Here is a 20906-nt window from a genome sequence, read left to right on the forward strand (position 1 = left end):
GATTAAAATTAACATTACATATTCTTCATCTTTTATAGTATTTTCGTTCATCGTCAGTTCATCCGGCTAAAGATAATTTAAGTTAGTCACTTCTTTCAGTGCTTTGTCTGTTTCTCAAGGAGTTCTTAAAAATGAAACGTTTTGTTACCATCTTTTGCGCCACCGGTATAAGTGCAGGCATCGTTCTTTCATCTGTTGCAAGTTCATTGGCCGCACCCGTTTTGCCCTCTTCACTGACACAACCGTCCAATGTTGTTAATGTTCAGCATAAACGTCCATCGCAACATTCCAACAATCGTAAACCGCGCCCGCCGCAGCATTCCAACAATCACAAGCCTCGTCCGCCGCAAAATAATGCGCATAGACCACGCCCGCCACAGCATTCACACAAGCCGTCACGTCCTGGATATTGGAACGGACATAATGGTTATCAGCATTCTCGTCCGGGTTATCGACGCCACAGCGACGGTTGGTGGTATCCGATTGCAGCCTTTGCCTTAGGTGCAGCTATTGTTGGTGCGACAACGCCTAAACAGCCAGCCCGTCCAACAATGAGTCAGGCACATATAAATTGGTGCGCCAACAAATATCGTTCATACCGTGCCTACGACAATAGTTTCCAACCATATAATGGCCCTCGCAAACTCTGCTATTCTCCATATAGCTGATCACATATATAAATCTTTTTCCAAAGTCCGCTTTCAAGATGTTGAAAGCGGACTTTTTACATCAAAATCTTGTTATAGTGCGATGAAGGTTTGCCATCATCTGCAAATCAATATATTCGTTAGCACATTATTAATGGTAAAAATAAACTGTCAACGAAGGCAGTGCCGTCGTATAAGTTTGATATTTACCATCTATGCTCAGTTTCAGGTGAGAGCCTGTCTCACCGTAAACTGTCGGTTACAACCGGCAAATTGAATCGATTCGTTGAATTTTGAGCAATTCGACAGCGGTTTTAAAAACAAAAGGTGTTTAATGTCGTCTAAATCAGTTTTAGAAAATATTCAAAATTTAGTTGGTCACGGCGTGCATATTGTGCAGGCACTGCGTCAATCATTGGGTTATTCGATCGAAGAGTTGGCTATTGTCTGCGGCCTGACCAGTGATGAGATCACTTTACTTGAAAATAGTGATCAGGTTGAGCCTTCAAAACTTGCACGCATTACCAGTGCAGCTGGTTTCCAGCCTGAGGCCATTGACAAGATAATGGTTAAAGCGTCTTAAAATCGGTAAGCTAATTGTTTACCATATTCGCAAACAGGAGGTATTAATGCCGTATAATCCCTCTTGCTTCCTGTCGCAGATAAAGTTTTAATGAACTGTCAATAATTGGCTGCCATCTGTTATGGGTATCTGAAAACATGGTTTTGATATTCAAAACTATGTTTTTTTAATAAGTGAGCGTACGGCATTTATGAAAAATAAATCTGGTTGGTACAAAGCCGGCACTATAATGAATGAAAAGCGCCTGATAGCACTATCGGGTCGCTGTGTTGTTATTGCGGTTATCGGTAGCGTTCTGACAGCCTGTGCAGGCCCATCAGCCGATCAGAAGTCAAAGTCGAAAGCCCGCTCGAAAGAATATTTCGCTGAAAGCCAATATGGCGTAAAGGCTAGCCCGCGCGTAACCACGCAAAAAGGCAAGCCTTTGCCGCGTGGTGGCGGGCGTGATCAAGTCGGCAAACCTTACAAGGTTCGCGGCAAGTGGTATAAACCAAAAGAAGATCCCAATTACAAGAAAACGGGTCGCGCTTCTTGGTATGGTGATGCATTTCATGGCCGTTTGACAGCAAACGGCGAAATTTATGATATGCACCATCTGACAGCGGCTCATCCAACCATGCCGCTGCCAAGCTATGCCAAGGTAACCAATCTTGCCAATGGCAGTTCATTGATTGTACGCGTCAATGATCGTGGCCCTTACTCAAATGACCGCATTATTGATCTTTCCAAGCAAGCAGCCGATATGCTGGATTATACGCACCACGGCACCGCGGATGTTAAAGTTGAATATGTCGGGCGCGCGCCGCTTGACGGGCAGGATGATCAATTCCTGATGGCATCATTTCGCGATGGTTCCGATCCGATCGGTCAACCAGCAACGGGCGTGATGATGGCCATGAATGGCCCGACTCCGACAGCACGGCCTGAAAATAATCCATTTGCCACCAGTCAATCACCATTTGCGTTCAGCAATGAGGCCGCACCGGCAGCTTTTGCTCCTGAGGCAACTTTGCCTTCCGCTATTCCTCTGCCGATGCCGCGGCCGGCTGCCGGTTTTGGTATAGCCAATGCAAATCATAATGGTTTTGCCGGCATGGCAGGTTATGCATCTGATCGTATCGCCACTGCATCATTTAAAGAACAGCAGACCTATGGTGGAATTTTGTCCGCTGATGCGATTTCCGCTTCATGGCGCAAGCAGCATGTTCAAGAACCAGCTGATGTTGATTATGTAAATTTGGGATCTTTTACCACCAAGCAACAGGCTGACAAAATGGCTGAACTTTTGAAAGCCTATGGTAAAGTCAGTCATGTTAATATTCCAACCGAGCAGAGTGAAATTTTCACACTAACTGCCGTTGCTAATAGCGGCGATAATGATGCTCTGTTGCGTCAGGCTTGGAAGGCTGGAGCGGTCGATGCCTTTGTCGTGCGTGTCCGTTAAACGTCATCAGCCATTCAAATTAGTATTGCGCAAATTACCCTGCGCAATACTAAAAGCATCGCTATTAATTGCGACATTATCTGCGGCTCAACCAGCTTTTGCCGCCGCTGATTTGCAATTAAAAGCGCCGCAAATTTTACTGCTGGATGATAAAACCGGCACTGTTCTTTTCTCACGCAATATTGACCAAAAATTTCTGCCTGCATCACTTGCAAAATTGATGACGGCTGAAGTTGTATTTGATGCTTTAAACAAACAAGAAATCAGCTTGCAAGACAGCTATGTGGTGAGTGAACATGCATGGCGCACCGGTGGAGCACCCTCACGTACCTCCACCATGTTTGCCAAGATTAAATCTTCGCCTACTGTTGAAGATCTGGTGCAAGGGATGATTGTGCAAATGGCCAATGATGCGTGCATTATTTTGGCTGAAGGCATCACTGGTGATGAGCAAAAATTTGTTGAGCGTATGAATGAACGCGCGCAAAACATTGGTTTAAAAAATTCTGTTTTTGTTAATTCAACTGGTTTGCCCGACGAAGGACAGCATGTCACTGTTGCTGATCTTACCCTTTTAGCACGCCATATTTATCATCAATATCCGCAATATTATCCCTATTATGCGCAGACGGATTTTACATGGAATAAAATCTTCCAGCGCAACCGCAACCCGCTATTATATATGGATATCAATGCCGATGGCATGAGTATTGGCGGCACAACAGAAACCGGTTTTGCGCTCGTCACATCGGCTGAGAAAAACGGACGCCGTTTATTTTTAAGTCTTGCCGGTTTGAAAAATGAGAAAGACCGCAGCGAAGAAGCCCGTCAGTTGATTGAATGGGGTATGAATAATTTTGACGATGTGCGGCTTTTCAATAAAAATGCAATTATAGGACAGGGACAAGTGTTTAACGGTGCCCAAAGTTCAGTGCCTCTCGTAGTGAAAGATAATGTTGATTTGTTGCTGCCCAAAGATGGCCGCTCCGGACTAAGTGCCGAAATAACATATCGCGGACCTCTAAATGCCCCCGTCAAGGCCGATGAGATGGTCGGAACTTTGAAAGTCAAATCCGGCGAGCATATTGTGCGGGAACTTCCTGTTTTTACACAAAATACTGTTGCTCTTGGTAATCTTGAAGAGCGGTCATTGGGTGCATTAATTGAAATTGCAACCGGATGGATACGTAAATTGCTCTGATTGTCGCTCGGCTCTTGCGTCTCAAAGTTAAGCCGCATAAGACGGTGATGAATATCAATTTTATTGCAAGGAGCGCATAGCTGGTGGCCGGATTGTTCATAACATTCGAAGGCGGCGAGGGCGCTGGAAAATCAACGCAAATTGCCTTGCTGGCTGATTACCTGAAAAGTGCAGGTTTTGATCCGCTGATTACCCGTGAGCCAGGTGGCTCAAATGGAGCTGAGGCCGTGCGCCATGTCATTTTAAGCGGTGCTGCGGAAGAATATGGTTCTGCTATGGAAGCAGTTCTCTTTGCAGCTGCACGCAATGATCATATCGAACAATTGATCAGACCGGCTTTAGAGGAAGGACGCATTGTATTATGCGACCGTTTCATCGATTCAAGCCGTGTCTATCAGGGCGTGACAGGTAATTTGGATGCCGGTTTTATGACGACTTTGGAGCGCATTTCGATTGACGGTGTTAAACCGGATATGACCTTTATTCTGGATATTCCAGCTGAAAAAGGCATGGCGCGCGCGCTAAAGCGTCGTGGTAACGAAATTGCAGATCGCTTTGAAAAAGAACAGATTTTTACACAAGAAGAACGACGTCAGGCTTTTCTCAGTATCGCTGCCAATGAGCCAGAACGTTGCAAAGTGATTGATGCCGACAGACCTGTTGAAGCGATTAATCAGGATATCATCGCCGAAATGGCAGCCTTGTTGAAGGCCAGAGATTTTACAAAGGCAGCTGATGATGAGTGAGATAGTCAGCCCGCAGACCTATGATACGATTGAAGGCATTCCGGCACCTTCCGCAAATGACTTTCTGACCGGCCATGATGATAATGTGGAATTTTTGGTACAAGCCTATCAAAGTGGGCGTATGCATCATGCTTTGCTGCTGGAAGGGCCACAGGGGATTGGCAAGGCAACCTTTGCTTTTCAGCTGGCGGGGCATATTTTACAATATCCGCAAGCGGCTCATGCACCGCTGCAACTGAGCAAGCCGGATTTCGACACCCCGCTTTATCGTCAGATTGCTGGCGGCATGCATCCGGCGGTTTTGCATATCAGTAGACCATTTGATCAAAAGACCAGTAAATTCCGCACCGTGATTACAGTTGATGAAATTCGCAAAGTGACGCATTTTCTGACGCGCACCGCATCCGATGATGGCTGGCGGATTGTCATCATTGATCCGGCAGACGACATGAACCGCAATGCGGCCAATGCTTTGCTGAAAACACTGGAAGAACCGCCGGCAAAGGCACTTTTTATCCTGATTTCGCATTCTGCCGGTCGTTTGCTGCCGACAATTCGCTCACGCTGTCAGGCACTGCGCTTCAAGCCGCTTGATAATGGTTCAATGCAATCTGCATTAAGTCTTATCGGTGCGCAGGTAGGCCTTGATACCAATAATGCCGGTTATATGCAGTCGTTATTTGTGCGCTCTGAAGGCAGTGTGCGGCGCGCCTTGCTGATGGTGGCCAATGGCGGTATTGAAATTGCAGATACAGCTGATGCCATTTTAGCGGCGCCCGTTTTTGATGTACCGAAAGCGCAAAATCTGGCGCAGATTTTAAATGGCCGTGAAGCAGAAATACAATATCAGTTATTTATGGAGCATATGCTCAATTTGATTGCTTCAAAGGCTTGCAAATATGCTGAAGATGGTTTTGTCGGCGCTGCCGATGCATGGTCACGTTTTTGGCATAAGATTTCGGATGAAACAGCGGAAACAATGACCTATAACCTTGACCGCAAACAAGCGGTTATGATTATTTTGCAAAAAACACATCTCGCCAATCATGGCGACCTTATCAGTGTGATGTGATTTAACGCAGAGATTACAAGATTAAGTGACACAGCCTGCCACATAGGATATGTCACAGCTAACAAGATTTGAAACGAAGTAATGTGAAGTTATGAACCGCGAAAAATATTACATCACCACCGCGATCGCGTATCCGAACGGCAAGCCACATATCGGACATGCATATGAACTGATCGCAACCGATGCATTAGCTCGTTTTCAGCGCCTTGACGGTAAGGATGTTCACTTTCTGACCGGCGCTGATGAGCACGGTATCAAGATGTTTCAAAGTGCGCGCAAAGAGGGCATCACCCCGCGTGAGCTGGCTGACCGAAATACGGCTGAATTTCAGAAAATGGCGGTCTATCTGAATTCGTCTCATGACGAATATATCCGCACCTCTGAAGAGCGCCATTATAAAGCCTGTCAGCATATCTGGTCTGCCATGCAGACCAATGGTGATATTTACAAAGGCGGCTATGCCGGTTGGTATTCGGTTCGTGACGAAGCCTATTACGGCGAAGAAGAAACCGAAGTGCGTGCCGACAATGTGCGTTATGGCCCGCAGGGCACACCGGTTGAATGGGTGGAAGAAGAAAGTTATTTCTTCAAACTGTCTTCTTATCAGGACAAATTACTGGCGCTTTATGAAAACCAGCCAGATTTTATCATGCCGTCCGAGCGTCGTAATGAAGTGATTTCATTCGTCAAATCCGGCCTGAAAGATCTGTCGATTTCGCGTACCACTTTTGACTGGGGTATTCCGGTTCCAGGTGATGAAAAACACGTCATGTATGTGTGGGTCGATGCGCTGACCAACTATATTACCGCCCTTGGTTATCCGGATATGACAACCGATAAATGGGGCTTTTGGCCGGCCAATACCCACATCATCGGTAAAGATATTTTGCGCTTTCATGCGGTTTACTGGCCTGCATTCTTGATGTCTGCTGGCATCGAACTGCCGAAACGCGTTTTCGCGCATGGTTTCTTGTTTAACCGCGGCGAAAAAATGTCGAAGTCACTCGGCAATGTGATTGACCCGCAGAGCTTGGTCGAGCGCTATGGTCTTGATCAGCTGCGTTATTTCTTGCTGCGTGAAGTGCCTTTCGGTCAAGATGGCAGCTACAGTCATGAAGCAATCGTCAACCGCACCAATGCCGATTTGGCCAATGATCTGGGCAATCTGGCACAGCGCTCATTGTCGATGATCGCTAAAAACTGTGAAGCTAAAGTACCGGCAGCGGGTGAATTCAGTGCTGACGATAAAGCCATTCTCGATATGGCTGATGCAGCGCTTGAAACCGCCCGCAAGCAAATGATGCAGGAAGGTATCCACCATGCATTGGCGGCGATCTTTGGCGTTGTTGCTGAAGCTAACCGTTATTTTGCAGGTCAGGAGCCTTGGGCACTGCGCAAGACAGATCCGGCACGGATGGAAACCGTTCTCTATGTGACGGCTGAAATACTGCGTCGCGTTGGCATCATGACACAGGCTTTCATTCCTGCATCATCCGCTAAGCTGTTGGATGTTCTCGCAATTGCTGAAGATCAGCGCAATTTCGCCGATATTTCTGCTCATCCGTTGGTAAGCGGTGAGCCATTGCCGACTCCACAGCCGGTTTTCCCGCGCTATGTGGAAACAGAAGACGGATTGTGATTGTCTGATGTCTGCCAATGATATGAATAAAGGTGAAATCCGGATGCCTTTGCTGGTCGACAGCCATTGCCATTTGGATTTTGCCGACTTTGACGAAGAGCGCGAGGCCATCATGCAGCGCGCCTTTGACAATGGCGTGCGCCGGATGGTCACCATCTCGACACGGGTAAAAAAGTTCGATCATATTTTGGCTTTGGCTGAAAAATATGACGAAGTTTATTGCTCGGTCGGAACGCATCCGAACAACGCCCATGAAGAACTGGATGTGACCGCCGATCAACTGGTTGAATTGGCACAACACGAAAAAGTCGTGGCAATCGGTGAGGCGGGGCTTGATTATCATTATGATTATTCAACGCCGGAAGCCCAGCGCCAAGGTCTATTGACCCATATTGAAGCATCACGCCGCACACAATTGCCACTGGTGATCCATGCGCGCAGTGCTGATGACGATATGGCGCAGATTTTGCGGGATGAAACCGCTAAAGGCGCGTTTCCGTTTATTCTGCATTGCTTCTCCTCCGGCATTGATCTGGCGCGCACTGGGGTTGAACTTGGCGGTTATGTGTCGTTTTCCGGCATTATTACCTTCAAGAATTCGGTCGAAATTCGTGAAGCGGCAAAGATCGTGCCGCATGATCGTTTGCTGGTAGAAACGGATGCACCATATCTGGCGCCGATGCCGCATCGCGGCAAACGCAATGAACCGTCCTTTGTCAAACATACGGCTGATGTGCTGGCGGATGTGATTGGTGTTTCTTCAGAAGACATTGCCAAAATCACCAGTGATAATGTCTTCCGTCTGTTTTCAAAAATGCCCAGACCTTTAGAGTAAAGTCTAAGAAGGTATCTCATGAGCGACGCATCAACACTGCGATTGACCATTTTGGGCTGTGGCTCTTCACCTGGTGTGCCGCGCATCAACGGCGACTGGGGTGCTTGTGATCCGCAAAATCCGAAAAATAATCGCAGACGTGCGTCGCTGTTGGTCGAGCGCATTAATCCGTCGGACGACAAAACCGTAGTGGTGATTGATACAGGGCCTGATTTTCGTGCGCAAATGATTGATGCGAAAGTCAGCAAGCTTGATGCTGTCATCTACACGCACGCCCATGCCGATCATATTCACGGTATTGATGATCTGCGCACCTACGTGAATGACAATCAGGCTTTGATGGATATTTATGCGACTGCCATCACGCAAGCGCACCTTGATGAAAGCTTTGGCTATTGTTTTGTCACGCCTAAAGGCTCCAATTATCCGCCGATTTTAAAAGCCAACGAGATTGATAATCAAACACCTTTCACGATTGACGGGGCAGGTGGTCCGATCAGTTTTCAGCCTTTGTCACAACAACATGGTGATATTGAAAGCTTAGGCTTTCGGATTGGTGATGTCGCCTATTGCACTGATGTCAGTGCCTTTCCGGAAGGCAGCACCGAAACGCTTGAGAACCTGGATTTACTGATTATTGATGCACTGCAATATCGCCGCCATGTCAGCCATTTTTCATTAGAAGAAGCGCTTGAATGGATTGAGCGCTTAAAGCCTAAACGGGCAATTTTAACCCATATGCATATCCCACTTGATTATGAAACTGTGCTAGCCCAAGTGCCTGAACACGTGGAACCCGCTTATGACGGTATGCATATCGATTTTAAGATCAAGATTTAAAGCAATAAAAAACCCCGAATTTCGGGGTTTTTTTATGTCACATTTTTTAAGCTGACGCTTCCTTAACGGGAAAGGGCATCACATTGCTGCCGGATGCGGTTTTGTCATCTTTCTCATCATCAGAAGCCATCAGGCCACCTGCACGAAGCAGGGCAGCAAAGCGGCCGTTTTTGGCCGCCAGTTCATCAAAGCTGCCGCGCTCAATCACATGACCTTTGTCGAGAAATAGCACCTGATCGGCCGAGCGAACCGTCGACAAGCGATGCGCAATGATGAAAGTGGTGCGACCTTCGCTCAAATCATCAATGGCTTTTTTGACTTTTGCTTCAGTTTCAACGTCCAAAGCGGAAGTCGCTTCATCCAGAACCAAAATTGGCGCATCTTTCAAAATTGCACGCGCTATGGCCAGACGCTGACGTTCACCACCGGAAAGATTGGAACCACGCTCACCAATTCTGGTGTCATAACCTTCACTTTTCGACAAAATGAAGTCATGGGCAGCCGCTGCTTTGGAAGCACCATGAACCGCATCATTATCGGCATCTTTATTGCCAATACGAATATTTTCTTCAATCGAACGGTTAAAGAGACCGGCATCCTGAAACACTGTTGCAATCGAATGGCGAAGCGAATTACGGCTGACCTGACGTGTATCATGACCATCAATGGTAATACGTCCGGCAGCAGGCTCATAAACACGCTGCAACAAGTTGATCAGTGTGGTTTTACCTGCACCTGTCGGCCCGACAATAGCAACTGTCTGTCCCGGTTCAACAGTGAAGGAAACATCATATACGCCCTGACCGGAATTCGGGAATTCATAAGTGACATTGTCAAAGACAATCTCACCCGTGACATCCTTCAGCTCCAGTGCATCTTCCGGTTCATAACGATCAGCAGTTGCGTCTTCCATCTCGAAAAACTCTTCAAGTTTGGCGCGTGCGGAAACGGTTTGGTTGATAAAGGCACTGATCTGGTCAAGACGACCAATCATCAGTTGGGCAAAGCCGATAAAGGCAATCACTTCACCAACCCGCAACTGGCCTTTGGAAACAAAATAAGCGCCAAGCAGCAGCACAATTACCATCGATATAGTGGAGGCCATGCGGTTGAGACCGCTTGCCAATGCCCACCAGTTCAAAACTGGATTTTGCGCTTTTTGTAAGTCAGCGGCATATTTGCGCAAGTTTTCTGCTTCAGTGGTGATGCGGTTGAAGCTTTGCACAACAGACACATTACTGATTGTGTCGCTGACATGTTCAAAGACTTTATGATGATGTTTTTCAACGGCAATCTGACCATCTTTGGTCTTGCGCATCACCAATTGGCCGATCATCACGTATATGACACCCAGCACCACAAGAACAAGAGACATGCGCATATCCATTTGCATAGCAAGCGGAATAAGCGCGGTGAGAGCAACAACAGTGGTTAAATGCTGGCGTAAAAACTCAAGCCATAATGTAAAAAGGGAATCTGTGGCACGGATAAGTGTGTGCAATGCGTGTGATGTGCCACGCTTTTGGTGCCATGCAAGCGGCATGGTAATGATGCGCTCATAGGATTCCGTCAATACGCCAAGACGGCGGCGATGCGCCAGACGATCGGCGCCACGCGCCACAAAAACGACCGCAATAATGTTGAAAATACCAAGAGCTGCCCACAATGCCAGTTGAGTGACGACATTGGCACGCTCTGAAATCGCCTCAATCACTTGCCCGAACAAAATAGGTTCGGCCAATGTCACCAGTGCTACCAATGTGCTGGCAATACACATGATGATTGTGGCGCGCTTTTCAGCAGCTAAATAGGTCATGGAGCGCCAATAGATTTTAAATAAGGTCACAGTTCAACTCCGGCCATTCATCAGGCATGCTGGCATAAGTGCTTTACATTCACATTGTGCTGCATCCGCCATGAGATGGGACTTTTGTGAAATTTACACAATAGAGTTGGGTTTCAAGAATGGCATGAAAGTGGCCATTTCAACCATAAATTACAACGCTCTGTAATGCTGCGTGATAGAAACGTTAAATTTTGGTGTTGTTTGACCAAACTTTCGCATTCTTAACTCGCAAGATGTGTAAAGCAGTGCTAGGAGCTTAAAATAACAAATGATGAAATACGCCATTTATGGATGGCGTGGCAAAAAGCATCAGCTTTTCAAAGCAGCTTTTGCGTAAAAATATTGGGTTAAGCTTATGGCTGGCGTAGAAATTAAAACCGTTGCCGCGGATGAAACAGGAATGCGACTCGATCGCTGGATGAAGGTCTATTATCCGGGATTGGGCTTTGGACATTTGCAAAAATTGCTGCGTTCGGGTCAAATCCGCGTCGATGGCGGCCGTGCAAAAAGCGACAGCCGTTTGCAGGCTGGCCAATCCATCCGCATTCCGCCGCTTGGCCTTGAAGATAAAGCCGAAACATCAGGGTTGACGGGTAAAAGCATTCGCAGTCAGACCGACAGCGATGTGCTTAAACAAATGCTGCTTTATGAAGACCCAAAGGTTTACGTCTTCAATAAACCGGCAGGTTTGGCAGTGCAGGGCGGTTCAGGTCTCACCCGTCATGTCGACGGTATGCTGGAAGCATGGCGTAACAAACGTGGAGAGAAACCGCGTCTTGTCCACCGTCTCGACAAAGATACGTCCGGTGTGCTGGTGGTGGCCAAAACACGAGGCGCGGCACAGTCATTGACCGCCGCTTTCCGTGAGCGTGACACCAAGAAAACCTATTGGGCTTTGGTCAAAGGTTTGCCACGCAAAAAGGAAGATAAAATCTCCACATGGTTGGTTAAAGAAACTACGCCTGATGGCGATAAAATGCGTGTTTGCAAACATGGCGAACCGGATTCAGATCATGCAGTATCCTTTTACCGTATTATTGAAAAAGCCGGTAACGGTCTGACATGGCTGGAAATGGAACCTTATACCGGTCGCACGCATCAGTTGCGAGTGCATGCAGCCTATATCGGTCATCCGATTATTGGCGATCCGAAATATTTTGAAGCCGATCAGAACTGGGAATTCCCGGGCGGTATTCAAAACAAGCTGCATCTGCATGCCCGACGCATCCGCATTCCAAACCCTTCAGGCGGAACTTTAGATGTCACCGCACCATTGCCGCCTCATATGGTGCAGACATGGAACCTGCTGAGCTTCGATATGGAAAACTCGGAAGATTAAGCGCAATGCCAAAGTCGGGCTCTAGCATTGTAAAACCAGCACCAGGGATGCAGCCGGCACCTTTTGACGGCATGGCACTCGCTCTGGTGTTGTTTCTGATGTTTACATGGGGGCTCAATCAAGTCGCGATCAAAGTCGGCAATCAGGGATTTAACCCTATGCTGATGGCAAGCGCGCGCTCTGTGCTTGGTGGCGGGCTGGTTTTTCTATGGTGTCAGTATAAAAAAATACCACTCTTTAATCCAGATGGTACATTCTGGCCGGGCATTCTGGCAGGCCTTTTATTTGGCAGCGAGTTTGTCCTTATCTTTATGGCGATGGATTATACCAATGTCGGCCGCGTCACATTGATGATGAACATGATGCCGTTTTGGGTTGCTATCGGCAGCCATTATTTGCTGGGCGAACGTATGTCGTTACAGGCGGTTATCGGGATGCTGATCGCATTTGCCGGTGTATTTCTGGTTTTCTCGGACCGTGTCTCAAGCGTCGGTGCTTATGCTTATATTGGTGACCTGATGGCTCTGGCCGGTGGCATTATGTGGAGCATGACCAATATTGTCATCAAACGCAGTTCACTCACCCGTGCGGCTCCTGAAAAAGTTTTACTCTATCAGCTGGCCGTGGCTTCCATAGTGCCTTTACCATTTATGGCTTTAAGCGGTTCACTCATGCGTTCACCCGATATGTGGTCAATCATTGCGTTTCTGTTTCAGGCCTTATTCGTGGTCGCGTTCACCTATCCGCTTTGGTTTTGGATGCTGCGACGTTATCCTGTATCGAAACTTTCCAATTTTGCTTTTCTTACACCGGCATTTGGTGTTCTGATGAGTGGAATTTTGCTCAGCGAAGCACTTGGCTGGAAGATTTTTGCAGCATTGATCTTAATCGCTTTGGGGTTGATTATCATTAATCGGCCTGTCAGAACCGGCAGTCACAAGGCTGCATGATAAGCGCGCTTGCAAGGCCGCCAATACATTTTAATCAAAGACGGAAACTCAACATGCGTGATATTTTATCTGATCTTGAAGCAGGACCAACACTTTCCGATCCGGATCCGGTGCGCCGCGCCCAAATCCAGATGAAAGCGCCACTGCCGAAACGGTTTTATGAAAAAGCAGCAGTCGTCGAGGCCGAAGGCGGTTTTACGGTTCAACTTGATGGCAAACTGGTGCGTACACCTGCTCGCCAACCATTGCTCTTACCAACCCGTGCCGCTGCACAGCTGGTCGCTGATGAGTTCGAAGCGCAAAAAGAAGTGGTGAATGCGGAAACAATGCCGGTTACCCGACTGGTCAATACCGCCATTGATGGTATCGCACTTGATCATCAGGCGGTGTTTGAAGATATCTTGCGTTTTGCTTCATGTGATATGTTGTTTTACCGCGCCGACAGCCCGCAAGAATTGGTGGATCGCCAGACCAAACAATGGGATCCGATTATTGACTGGGCACAAAGCTTGGGCGCACGCTTTAACCTTGCTGAAGGCGTGATGCATGTGGAACAGCCACGGGAAGCAATTGCTGCATATGGCGCCCATTTATCAAGTGCGAACGATCCGTTCACCTTGGCAGTGCTGCATACATTCACCACGCTTACCGGCTCCGCTTTATTGGCGTTGGCTGTTTACAAACAGCATCTGACAGCTGAAGAAGCGTGGAAACTGGCGCATTTGGATGAAGATTGGACGATTGAAAATTGGGGTGAAGATGAAGAGGCTCACTGGCGCCGCCAGAAACGAGCCACAGAAATGTTTGCCACAGATGCACTCTTAAAAGCTATATCGTAAATTGAAGAAAATTATATAAATATTTGATATAATTGAAAAAGCCCCGATTTTCATCGGGGCTTTTTTTTAAATATTAGCAAGAGTAATACATATCGAACTCGACCGGATGCGGGGTCATTTCATAACGCATCACTTCTGCCATTTTCAATTCAATGAAGCTATCGATCTGATCATCTTCAAAAACACCACCAGCTTTAAGGAATTCACGATCCTTATCAAGGCTTTCCAGAGCTTCACGCAAGGAAGCACTCACCGTCGGAATTTCTTTCAATTCCTTTGCCGGCAGATCATAAAGATCTTTATCCATTGGCTGACCCGGATGGATTTTGTTCTTGATACCGTCAAGACCAGCCATCAGAAGCGCTGCATAGCAGAGATAGGGGTTGGCGGATGGATCAGGGAAACGAACTTCAACGCGCTTCGATTTCGGAGAAGAGCCGAACGGAATACGGCAGGAAGCAGAACGGTTTCTGGCAGAATAAGCCAACAGAACAGGGGCCTCATAACCTGGCACCAGACGCTTGTAAGAGTTGGTTGAAGGGTTGCTGAAAGCATTGATTGCTTTAGCGTGTTTGATAATACCACCGATGAAATAGAGGCAGGTTTCTGAAAGACCTGCATATTCATTGCCTGCAAATGTCGGCTTGCCGTCTTTCCAGATTGACAAATGCACGTGCATGCCCGATCCGCTTTCACCGAAAACCGGCTTTGGCATAAATGTTGCCGTTTTTCCGTAAGAATTGGCAACCTGATGCACCACATATTTATGAATCTGCATCTTGTCGGCATTGCGAACAATCGTATCAAACTTCAGGCCAAGCTCATGCTGTGCAGCTGCCACTTCATGATGGTGCTTTTCAACTGTCACGCCCATTTCGTTCAAAACAGTCAGCATTTCGGAGCGAATATCCTGTGCTGAATCAATTGGGGGAACCGGAAAATATCCGCCCTGTTTACGCGGGCGATGGCCAAGATTGCCGCTTTCAAGCTCACGATCACTATTGCTTGGCAGATCATAAGAATCCAGTTTGAAGCCGGTACTGTAGGAATCGACTTTATATTTCACATCATCAAACAGGAAAAACTCGGCTTCAGGACCGACATAAACCGTGTCACCAAAACCCAAAGAACTGACATATGCTTCAGCCTTTTTGGCTGTCGTGCGCGGATCACGGGCATAAGCCTCACCGGAAATGGGATCCAGAATATCGCAAAACAGCACCAGTGTCGGATGGGCAAAAAATGGATCAATATGGGCAGATTCAGGATCGGGCATCAGCACCATGTCGGATTCATTAATAGCCTTCCAACCCGCAATGGATGAACCATCGAACATGACACCGTCAATAAACATGTCTTCATCAACAAAGCTGACATCCATGGTCAGGTGATGCAGCTTGCCTTTTGGATCCGTGAAACGCAAATCAACAAACTTGATTTCGTTGTCGGTAATCAATTTTAAAATATCGTGAGACGTCGTCATTATATTTTGTCCTTGGGCTTTATGAACTGAAGGGAGGTTGAGCTTTATTAAATGGCATCCGGACCGGTTTCGCCGGTACGAATACGAATGACTTCTTCAATATTGGAAACAAAGATTTTACCATCACCGATGCGGCCGGTTTGAGCGGCTTTGCGAATGGCTTCGATAGCGCCTTCAAGCGCTTCATCCGTGACAACCAATTCGATTTTTACTTTCGGCAGAAAATCCACCACATATTCTGCACCACGATAAAGCTCGGTATGGCCTTTCTGGCGACCAAAACCTTTGGCTTCAATGACGGTAATGCCTTGCAAGCCAACGTCCTGAAGCGCTTCTTTGACTTCATCAAGCTTGAACGGCTTTATAATAGCTTCAATTTTCTTCATTTGCGCAGGCTCCATTTATTTGATCCGCTTACAGAATAAGAAAGCATGTTTCGTGCCAAGTAGAATTTTTTTAATTTTTTCGTTCAAATGCGCGCTTAAAAAGCAGTTGTTGCCAGAAATGATCTGGCTTAACCTCTCATTAGAAGTATGGGGAAAATAGCCATGTGCCTGTTTTTTAGGCATCATGCTTATTATCAAATCACACAATCAGAAAAGCAGTGGTGAAACATGGAAAATGCATTCTTGAATGAACCCAAATTATGGAAAGATGCATTGCCACGCCTTGCGAAAGACGCGCATAAATATAAACGCGGCCATGCCCTCATATTTTCTGGCAACCTCACCAATACAGGGGCGGCGCGCCTTGCGGCTATGAGCGCTGCGCGGATCGGGGCAGGGTTGGTTACAGTGTTGTCGCCATCCGATGCGCTATTGGTTAATGCCGCACACTTAACCAGCATCATGTTGCGTGAAACAAGAACAATACAAGACGCACTTGATTATATTGAAAAGCGCCATGTGACAGCAGCCTTAATTGGCCCTGCATATGGGTTGGGCGTTAAAACACAACATGATTGCATCACTTTACTAAATAAAGCGAGCGCCAATCGCTTAGTTCTTGATGCAGATGCAATCTCAAGCTTTGAAAATGCATCCGATCATTTATTTAAGACTATTCATGCTTCAAATATTGAAACCGTATTAACACCCCATGAAGGTGAATTTTCGAGGCTCTTTCCAGATCTTTCGCGTGATAGCAAACTGACAAAGGCTGAAAAAACATTGAAAGCCGCAGCACGTGCAGGGGCATGTGTGATTTATAAAGGTGCACAAACGATTATTGCGCACCCTGATGGCAGATATTGTTACAATGAAAATGGCACACCTTTGCTGGCAACTGCAGGATCAGGTGATGTATTAGCTGGTATGGTAACAGGATTGCTCGCACAAAATATGTCGGTTTTTGAGGCGACTTCTGCGGCCGTTTGGCTGCATTGTGAAGCGGCCAAAAAGTTTGGGGCAGGCCTCATTGCTGAAGAGCTGCCCCTGATGTTACCGCAATGTCTGATTGCGCTTGAAACCAGCTAACTTATTCAGCCGCTTGTGTTTTTTGATGAGGGCGACGCTTCAAAAGCTCTTTCAGATATTTTCCTGTATAGGAGGCCGGAACATTGACGATATCTTCAGGCCGTCCCATCGCCACAACCTGACCGCCGCCATCACCGCCCTCGGGGCCGATATCGATAATCCAGTCAGCCGTTTTGATCACTTCGAGATTATGCTCAATAACCGCAACCGTATTGCCTTGATCGACCAGCTCATGCAGCACTTCCAAAAGTTTTGCAACATCATGGAAGTGCAGACCGGTTGTCGGTTCATCAAGAATATAAAGGGTGCGACCGGTGGCTTTTCTGGAAAGCTCCTTAGCAAGCTTAACGCGCTGCGCCTCACCACCCGATAATGTCGTGGCCTGCTGCCCGACCTTGACATAACCCAATCCGACTTTGACCAAAGTTTCCAGTTTGTCGCGGACAGATGGCACAGCCGAGAAGAATTCAGCACCTTCTTCCACCGTCATATCCAGCACATCCGCAATAGATTTGCCTTTGAACAAAACCTCCAGCGTTTCGCGGTTATAGCGCTTGCCGTCACACACATCACAAGTGACATAGACATCGGGCAGGAAGTGCATTTCAATTTTGATCAGGCCATCACCCTGACAAGCCTCGCAACGCCCGCCTTTGACGTTGAACGAGAAACGCCCAGCTTGATAACCGCGTGCTTTTGCCTCCGGAAGACCTGCAAACCAATCACGAATAGGGGTGAAAGCACCGGTATAAGTGGCAGGGTTTGACCTTGGCGTACGGCCGATAGGCGACTGATCAATATCAATCACTTTATCGAGAAATTCCAAACCTTCAATCCGGTCATGGTCGGCCGGATGTTCACGCGAGCCCATAATTTTACGTGATGCCGCTTTAAACAAGGTTTCAATCAGGAAGGTAGATTTACCACCACCTGAAACACCTGTCACCGCCGTAAAAGTACCAAGTGGAATTTCTGCCGAGATATTTTTAAGATTATTGCCACGCGCACCAATCACTTTAAGGCGTTTTGTATCCGACAAAGGACGTCGCTCGGCGGGCACCTCAACATTCAATGAACCTGATAAATATTGACCGGTCAATGAATCCTTGCTCTGCATTATCTGCTGCGGTGTGCCCTGCGCAATGATCTGCCCACCATGCACACCGGCGGCAGGCCCGATGTCAACCACATAATCAGCGGTTAAAATTGCATCTTCATCATGCTCGACAACGATCACGGTATTACCGAGATCACGTAAATGACGCAGCGTATCAAGCAGACGGGCATTGTCACGCTGATGTAAACCGATTGACGGCTCATCCAGCACATAAAGCACACCGGTCAAACCGGAACCAATCTGCGATGCCAAACGGATACGCTGGCTTTCACCGCCCGACAATGTGCCGGAGTTGCGCGACAAAGTCAGATATTCCAGCCCGACATCATTCAAAAAGCGCAGACGCTCGCGGATTTCTTTTAAAATACGTGCTGCAATTTCGCGCTGTTTATCATTGAAAACGGCATCGACATTCTTAAACCACTCATCTGCCACGCGAATGGACTGTTCTGTAATTTGACCAATATGCAGATCACCGATTTTTACAGCCAGTGCCTCTGGCTTCAAACGATAGCCTTTACAAGAAGGGCAGGGACTTGAAGACATGAAGCGCTCAATTTCTTCACGTGACCAGGCAGAATCTGTTTCCTTCCAGCGACGCTCCAGATTGGGAATGACACCTTCGAAACTTTTGGTCGTCTGATAAGAACGTGTACCATCATTATAAGAGAAGGTAATTTCGCGCCCGGCTGTACCATAAAGAATGGCTTTTTTTGCAATTTCCGGCAATTCGCTCCACTTATCAGACATTGCAAAATCATATGCTTGCGCCAATGCTTCAAGCGTTTGATTATAATAGGGTGATGAAGAACGCGCCCATGGTGCCACAGCACCATTTTTCAACGCCAGACCAGCATCCGGAATAATTAAATTCGGATCAATCGCTTGCTGTGTACCCAAACCATCGCAAGTCGGGCAGGCACCAAAAGGATTGTTGAAGGAAAACAAACGTGGCTCGATCTCGGAAATGGTAAAGCCGGAAACCGGACAAGCAAATTTTTCCGAGAACATCACGCGCTCATGCGTTTCATTCTTTGATTTATTAGCAGACTGTCCAGCTTTTTCGGAATCCGGCAAAGGCCTGTCGGCATATTCGGCAATCGCCAAACCTTCTGCCAGTTGCAGGCTGGTTTCCAGACTATCCGCCAAACGCGAGCCGATATCAGAGCGCACCACAAGGCGATCAACAACGACATCAATATCGTGCTTATATTTCTTATCAAGCGGCGGCACATCGGCGACTTCATAAAACTCGCCGTCAATTTTGACACGCTGAAAGCCTTTTTTCTGCAATTCCAGCAGTTCTTTGCGATATTCACCTTTACGGCCACGCACGATCGGCGCCAAGATATAAAGACGTGTGCCTTCTTCCATCATCAAAACACGGTCAACCATCTGGCTGACAGTCTGGCTTTCAATTGGCAATCCGGTGGCTGGCGAGTAGGGCACCCCTACGCGCGCAAACAACAAACGCAAATAATCATAAATCTCTGTAACCGTACCAACAGTCGAACGCGGATTACGGCTGGTGGTTTTTTGCTCAATCGAGATGGCAGGCGAAAGACCGTCAATCTGATCGACATCCGGTTTTTGCATCATCTCCAGAAACTGGCGTGCATAGGCTGAAAGGCTTTCAACATAACGACGCTGACCTTCAGCATAAATCGTATCAAAAGCCAATGAGGATTTGCCGGAACCGGATAGCCCCGTCATGACGATCAGCTTGTCCCTGGGCAGATCCAGATCGATATTTTTGAGGTTATGCTCCCGTGCGCCACGGATGGAGATGAATTTATGCTCACTCATTTTTGCGTTCTGCCTGCTTAAAATCATGCCAAACCAGCTTGCATGAACGCTGCTTGCGGGCAGGGTCATCATGGTGTCCGGTTACTTTCTTGCTTCATACTGCTCGTTTATATGGAACTGCGCAGCCATAGTTTTAAGAGCAGTGACAGCTTTATTTCTCTGGATTAACATGAGAACAAAGATCGAACAAGTCTATTTTTCATCCTCACACGTTTTTAAACTATGAAAACTCTAATACGATATTAGCTTAGATTTTCGAGTATATATTTTTCTCTGCTTCATACTGGCTCTATCAACGCGGCTGGCATAATATGACGAGCAGATGACCATATAAAGGACACGCATTATGGACATTATGGAAATGTCTGTGGAAGTGCATTGGGAACGTGAAGGCGCTGTTTTTACGGATAAGAAATATAGCCGCGGGCATATTTGGCGCTTTGATGGTGGTCAGGTTGTTCTGGCCTCATCATCTCCGCATGTCATTCCGCTGCCTTATTCCGTCGAAGCCAATGTTGATCCGGAGGAGGCTTATATCGCGGCTATTTCCAGTTGCCATATGCTGACATTTCTTGGTGTTGCAGCTGCTAAACGTATCGTTGTTGAAAGCTATACCGATAAGGCCGTGGGCATAATGGAAAAGATTGATGGCAAGATCCTCGTAAGCCGTGTCGAGTTAAAACCGCTCATCACTTATGATGGAGATAAGCCAAGTGCTGAACTGGAAGCGCAGCTGCATCATTTGGCACATGAGCAATGCTTTATTGCCAATTCTGTCAAAACTGACATTCAAGTTGTCAAACAGCATAACTGATGCAGAGATGCATGATGCCGTAGGTTCACCGAATCAACTACGGCATCAAGTGCAATATTTATAAGGATTATCTTCCTTACAAAACAGCTTGAAATGAATAATATCCTTTTATTGCCAAAGGGTTTAATAAATATATATGTTCCATAAGATGGATTATCAAATTCATATTTATAACAGCTATATAGAGATGCGACACTTGGGCAAATTAGAGATGCGACAGATTTTGCAGC

At 47.0% G+C, this 20906-nt stretch carries 18 protein-coding genes; 14 read left to right on the plus strand and 4 right to left on the minus strand.

Annotated elements, in window-relative coordinates; all coding sequences use genetic code 11:
- Positions 1-131: 131 nt before the first annotated feature.
- From JNC77_RS13340 to JNC77_RS13380, 9 genes are all read left to right on the plus strand, one after another.
- Positions 132-668, plus strand: coding sequence for a BA14K family protein (locus tag JNC77_RS13340; protein ID WP_374833302.1), 537 nt, complete (start codon positions 132-134; stop codon positions 666-668).
- Positions 669-981: 313 nt separating this feature from the next.
- Positions 982-1230, plus strand: a complete 249-nt coding sequence (locus JNC77_RS13345) for a helix-turn-helix domain-containing protein (protein WP_374833304.1) — start codon at positions 982-984, stop codon at positions 1228-1230.
- Between the two features lie 190 nt (positions 1231-1420).
- On the plus strand, positions 1421-2674 hold the full coding sequence (locus tag JNC77_RS13350) for a septal ring lytic transglycosylase RlpA family protein (protein ID WP_374833306.1): 1254 nt from the start codon (positions 1421-1423) through the stop codon (positions 2672-2674).
- Positions 2649-3875 (plus strand): D-alanyl-D-alanine carboxypeptidase family protein, encoded by a 1227-nt coding sequence (locus tag JNC77_RS13355; RefSeq protein WP_374833308.1) that lies wholly within the window; start codon positions 2649-2651, stop codon positions 3873-3875. The genes JNC77_RS13350 and JNC77_RS13355 overlap by 26 nt, the downstream gene beginning before the upstream one ends.
- 83 nt (positions 3876-3958) lie before the next feature.
- Positions 3959-4621 (plus strand): dTMP kinase, encoded by a 663-nt coding sequence (tmk, locus tag JNC77_RS13360; RefSeq protein ID WP_374833310.1) that lies wholly within the window; start codon positions 3959-3961, stop codon positions 4619-4621.
- On the plus strand, positions 4611-5693 hold the full coding sequence (locus JNC77_RS13365; protein WP_374833312.1) for a DNA polymerase III subunit delta': 1083 nt from the start codon (positions 4611-4613) through the stop codon (positions 5691-5693). Before tmk ends, JNC77_RS13365 begins: the two co-directional genes overlap by 11 nt.
- Positions 5694-5784: 91 nt before the next feature.
- Complete coding sequence (metG, locus tag JNC77_RS13370) at positions 5785-7332, plus strand: methionine--tRNA ligase (protein WP_374833314.1); 1548 nt, start codon at positions 5785-5787, stop codon at positions 7330-7332.
- A 49-nt stretch (positions 7333-7381) separates the two neighbouring features.
- Positions 7382-8167, plus strand: a complete 786-nt coding sequence (locus JNC77_RS13375) for a TatD family hydrolase (protein WP_374833346.1) — start codon at positions 7382-7384, stop codon at positions 8165-8167.
- 18 nt (positions 8168-8185) lie between these two features.
- Positions 8186-9007, plus strand: a complete 822-nt coding sequence (locus JNC77_RS13380) for an MBL fold metallo-hydrolase (RefSeq protein ID WP_374833316.1) — start codon at positions 8186-8188, stop codon at positions 9005-9007.
- 46 nt (positions 9008-9053) lie between these two features.
- On the opposite strand, the gene JNC77_RS13385 is transcribed toward JNC77_RS13380, so the two are convergent.
- Positions 9054-10853 carry a glucan ABC transporter ATP-binding protein/ permease gene (locus JNC77_RS13385; RefSeq protein WP_374833318.1) on the minus strand — a complete coding sequence of 600 codons (1800 nt, stop codon included), beginning with the start codon at positions 10851-10853 and terminating at the stop codon, positions 9054-9056.
- Between the two features lie 355 nt (positions 10854-11208).
- On the opposite strand from JNC77_RS13385, the gene JNC77_RS13390 reads away from it, so the two are divergent.
- The 3 genes from JNC77_RS13390 to JNC77_RS13400 are packed head-to-tail and all read left to right on the plus strand — an operon-like array spanning position 11209 to position 13981.
- On the plus strand, positions 11209-12192 hold the full coding sequence (locus tag JNC77_RS13390) for an RluA family pseudouridine synthase (RefSeq protein WP_374833320.1): 984 nt from the start codon (positions 11209-11211) through the stop codon (positions 12190-12192).
- 47 nt (positions 12193-12239) lie between these two features.
- Positions 12240-13142 carry a DMT family transporter gene (locus JNC77_RS13395; protein WP_374833322.1) on the plus strand — a complete coding sequence of 301 codons (903 nt, stop codon included), beginning with the start codon at positions 12240-12242 and terminating at the stop codon, positions 13140-13142.
- Between the two features lie 53 nt (positions 13143-13195).
- Positions 13196-13981, plus strand: coding sequence for an ATP12 family chaperone protein (locus tag JNC77_RS13400; protein ID WP_374833324.1), 786 nt, complete (start codon positions 13196-13198; stop codon positions 13979-13981).
- A 73-nt stretch (positions 13982-14054) separates the two neighbouring features.
- On the opposite strand, the gene glnA is transcribed toward JNC77_RS13400, so the two are convergent.
- Both glnA and JNC77_RS13410 read right to left on the minus strand, forming a co-directional pair.
- Positions 14055-15464, minus strand: a complete 1410-nt coding sequence (gene glnA, locus JNC77_RS13405; protein WP_374833326.1) for a type I glutamate--ammonia ligase — start codon at positions 15462-15464, stop codon at positions 14055-14057.
- A gap of 47 nt (positions 15465-15511) precedes the next feature.
- Positions 15512-15850, minus strand: coding sequence for a P-II family nitrogen regulator (locus JNC77_RS13410; protein WP_374833328.1), 339 nt, complete (start codon positions 15848-15850; stop codon positions 15512-15514).
- Positions 15851-16078: 228 nt separating this feature from the next.
- Here JNC77_RS13410 and JNC77_RS13415 point away from each other — a divergent pair, with 228 nt between their 5' ends.
- A complete protein-coding gene (locus JNC77_RS13415; protein ID WP_374833330.1) occupies positions 16079-16939 on the plus strand; it encodes an NAD(P)H-hydrate dehydratase in 861 nt (286 codons plus the stop codon).
- A gap of 1 nt (position 16940) precedes the next feature.
- Here the strand turns inward: JNC77_RS13415 and uvrA are convergent, their stop codons facing one another.
- Complete coding sequence (gene uvrA, locus JNC77_RS13420; RefSeq protein ID WP_374833332.1) at positions 16941-19862, minus strand: excinuclease ABC subunit UvrA; 2922 nt, start codon at positions 19860-19862, stop codon at positions 16941-16943.
- A 346-nt stretch (positions 19863-20208) separates the two neighbouring features.
- Here uvrA and JNC77_RS13425 point away from each other — a divergent pair, with 346 nt between their 5' ends.
- Positions 20209-20676, plus strand: a complete 468-nt coding sequence (locus JNC77_RS13425; protein WP_374833334.1) for an OsmC family protein — start codon at positions 20209-20211, stop codon at positions 20674-20676.
- Positions 20677-20906: the final 230 nt, after the last annotated feature.

Source organism: Paenochrobactrum pullorum, from assembly GCF_041929845.1.
GTDB classification, from domain to species: Bacteria; Pseudomonadota; Alphaproteobacteria; order Rhizobiales; family Rhizobiaceae; genus Paenochrobactrum; species Paenochrobactrum pullorum.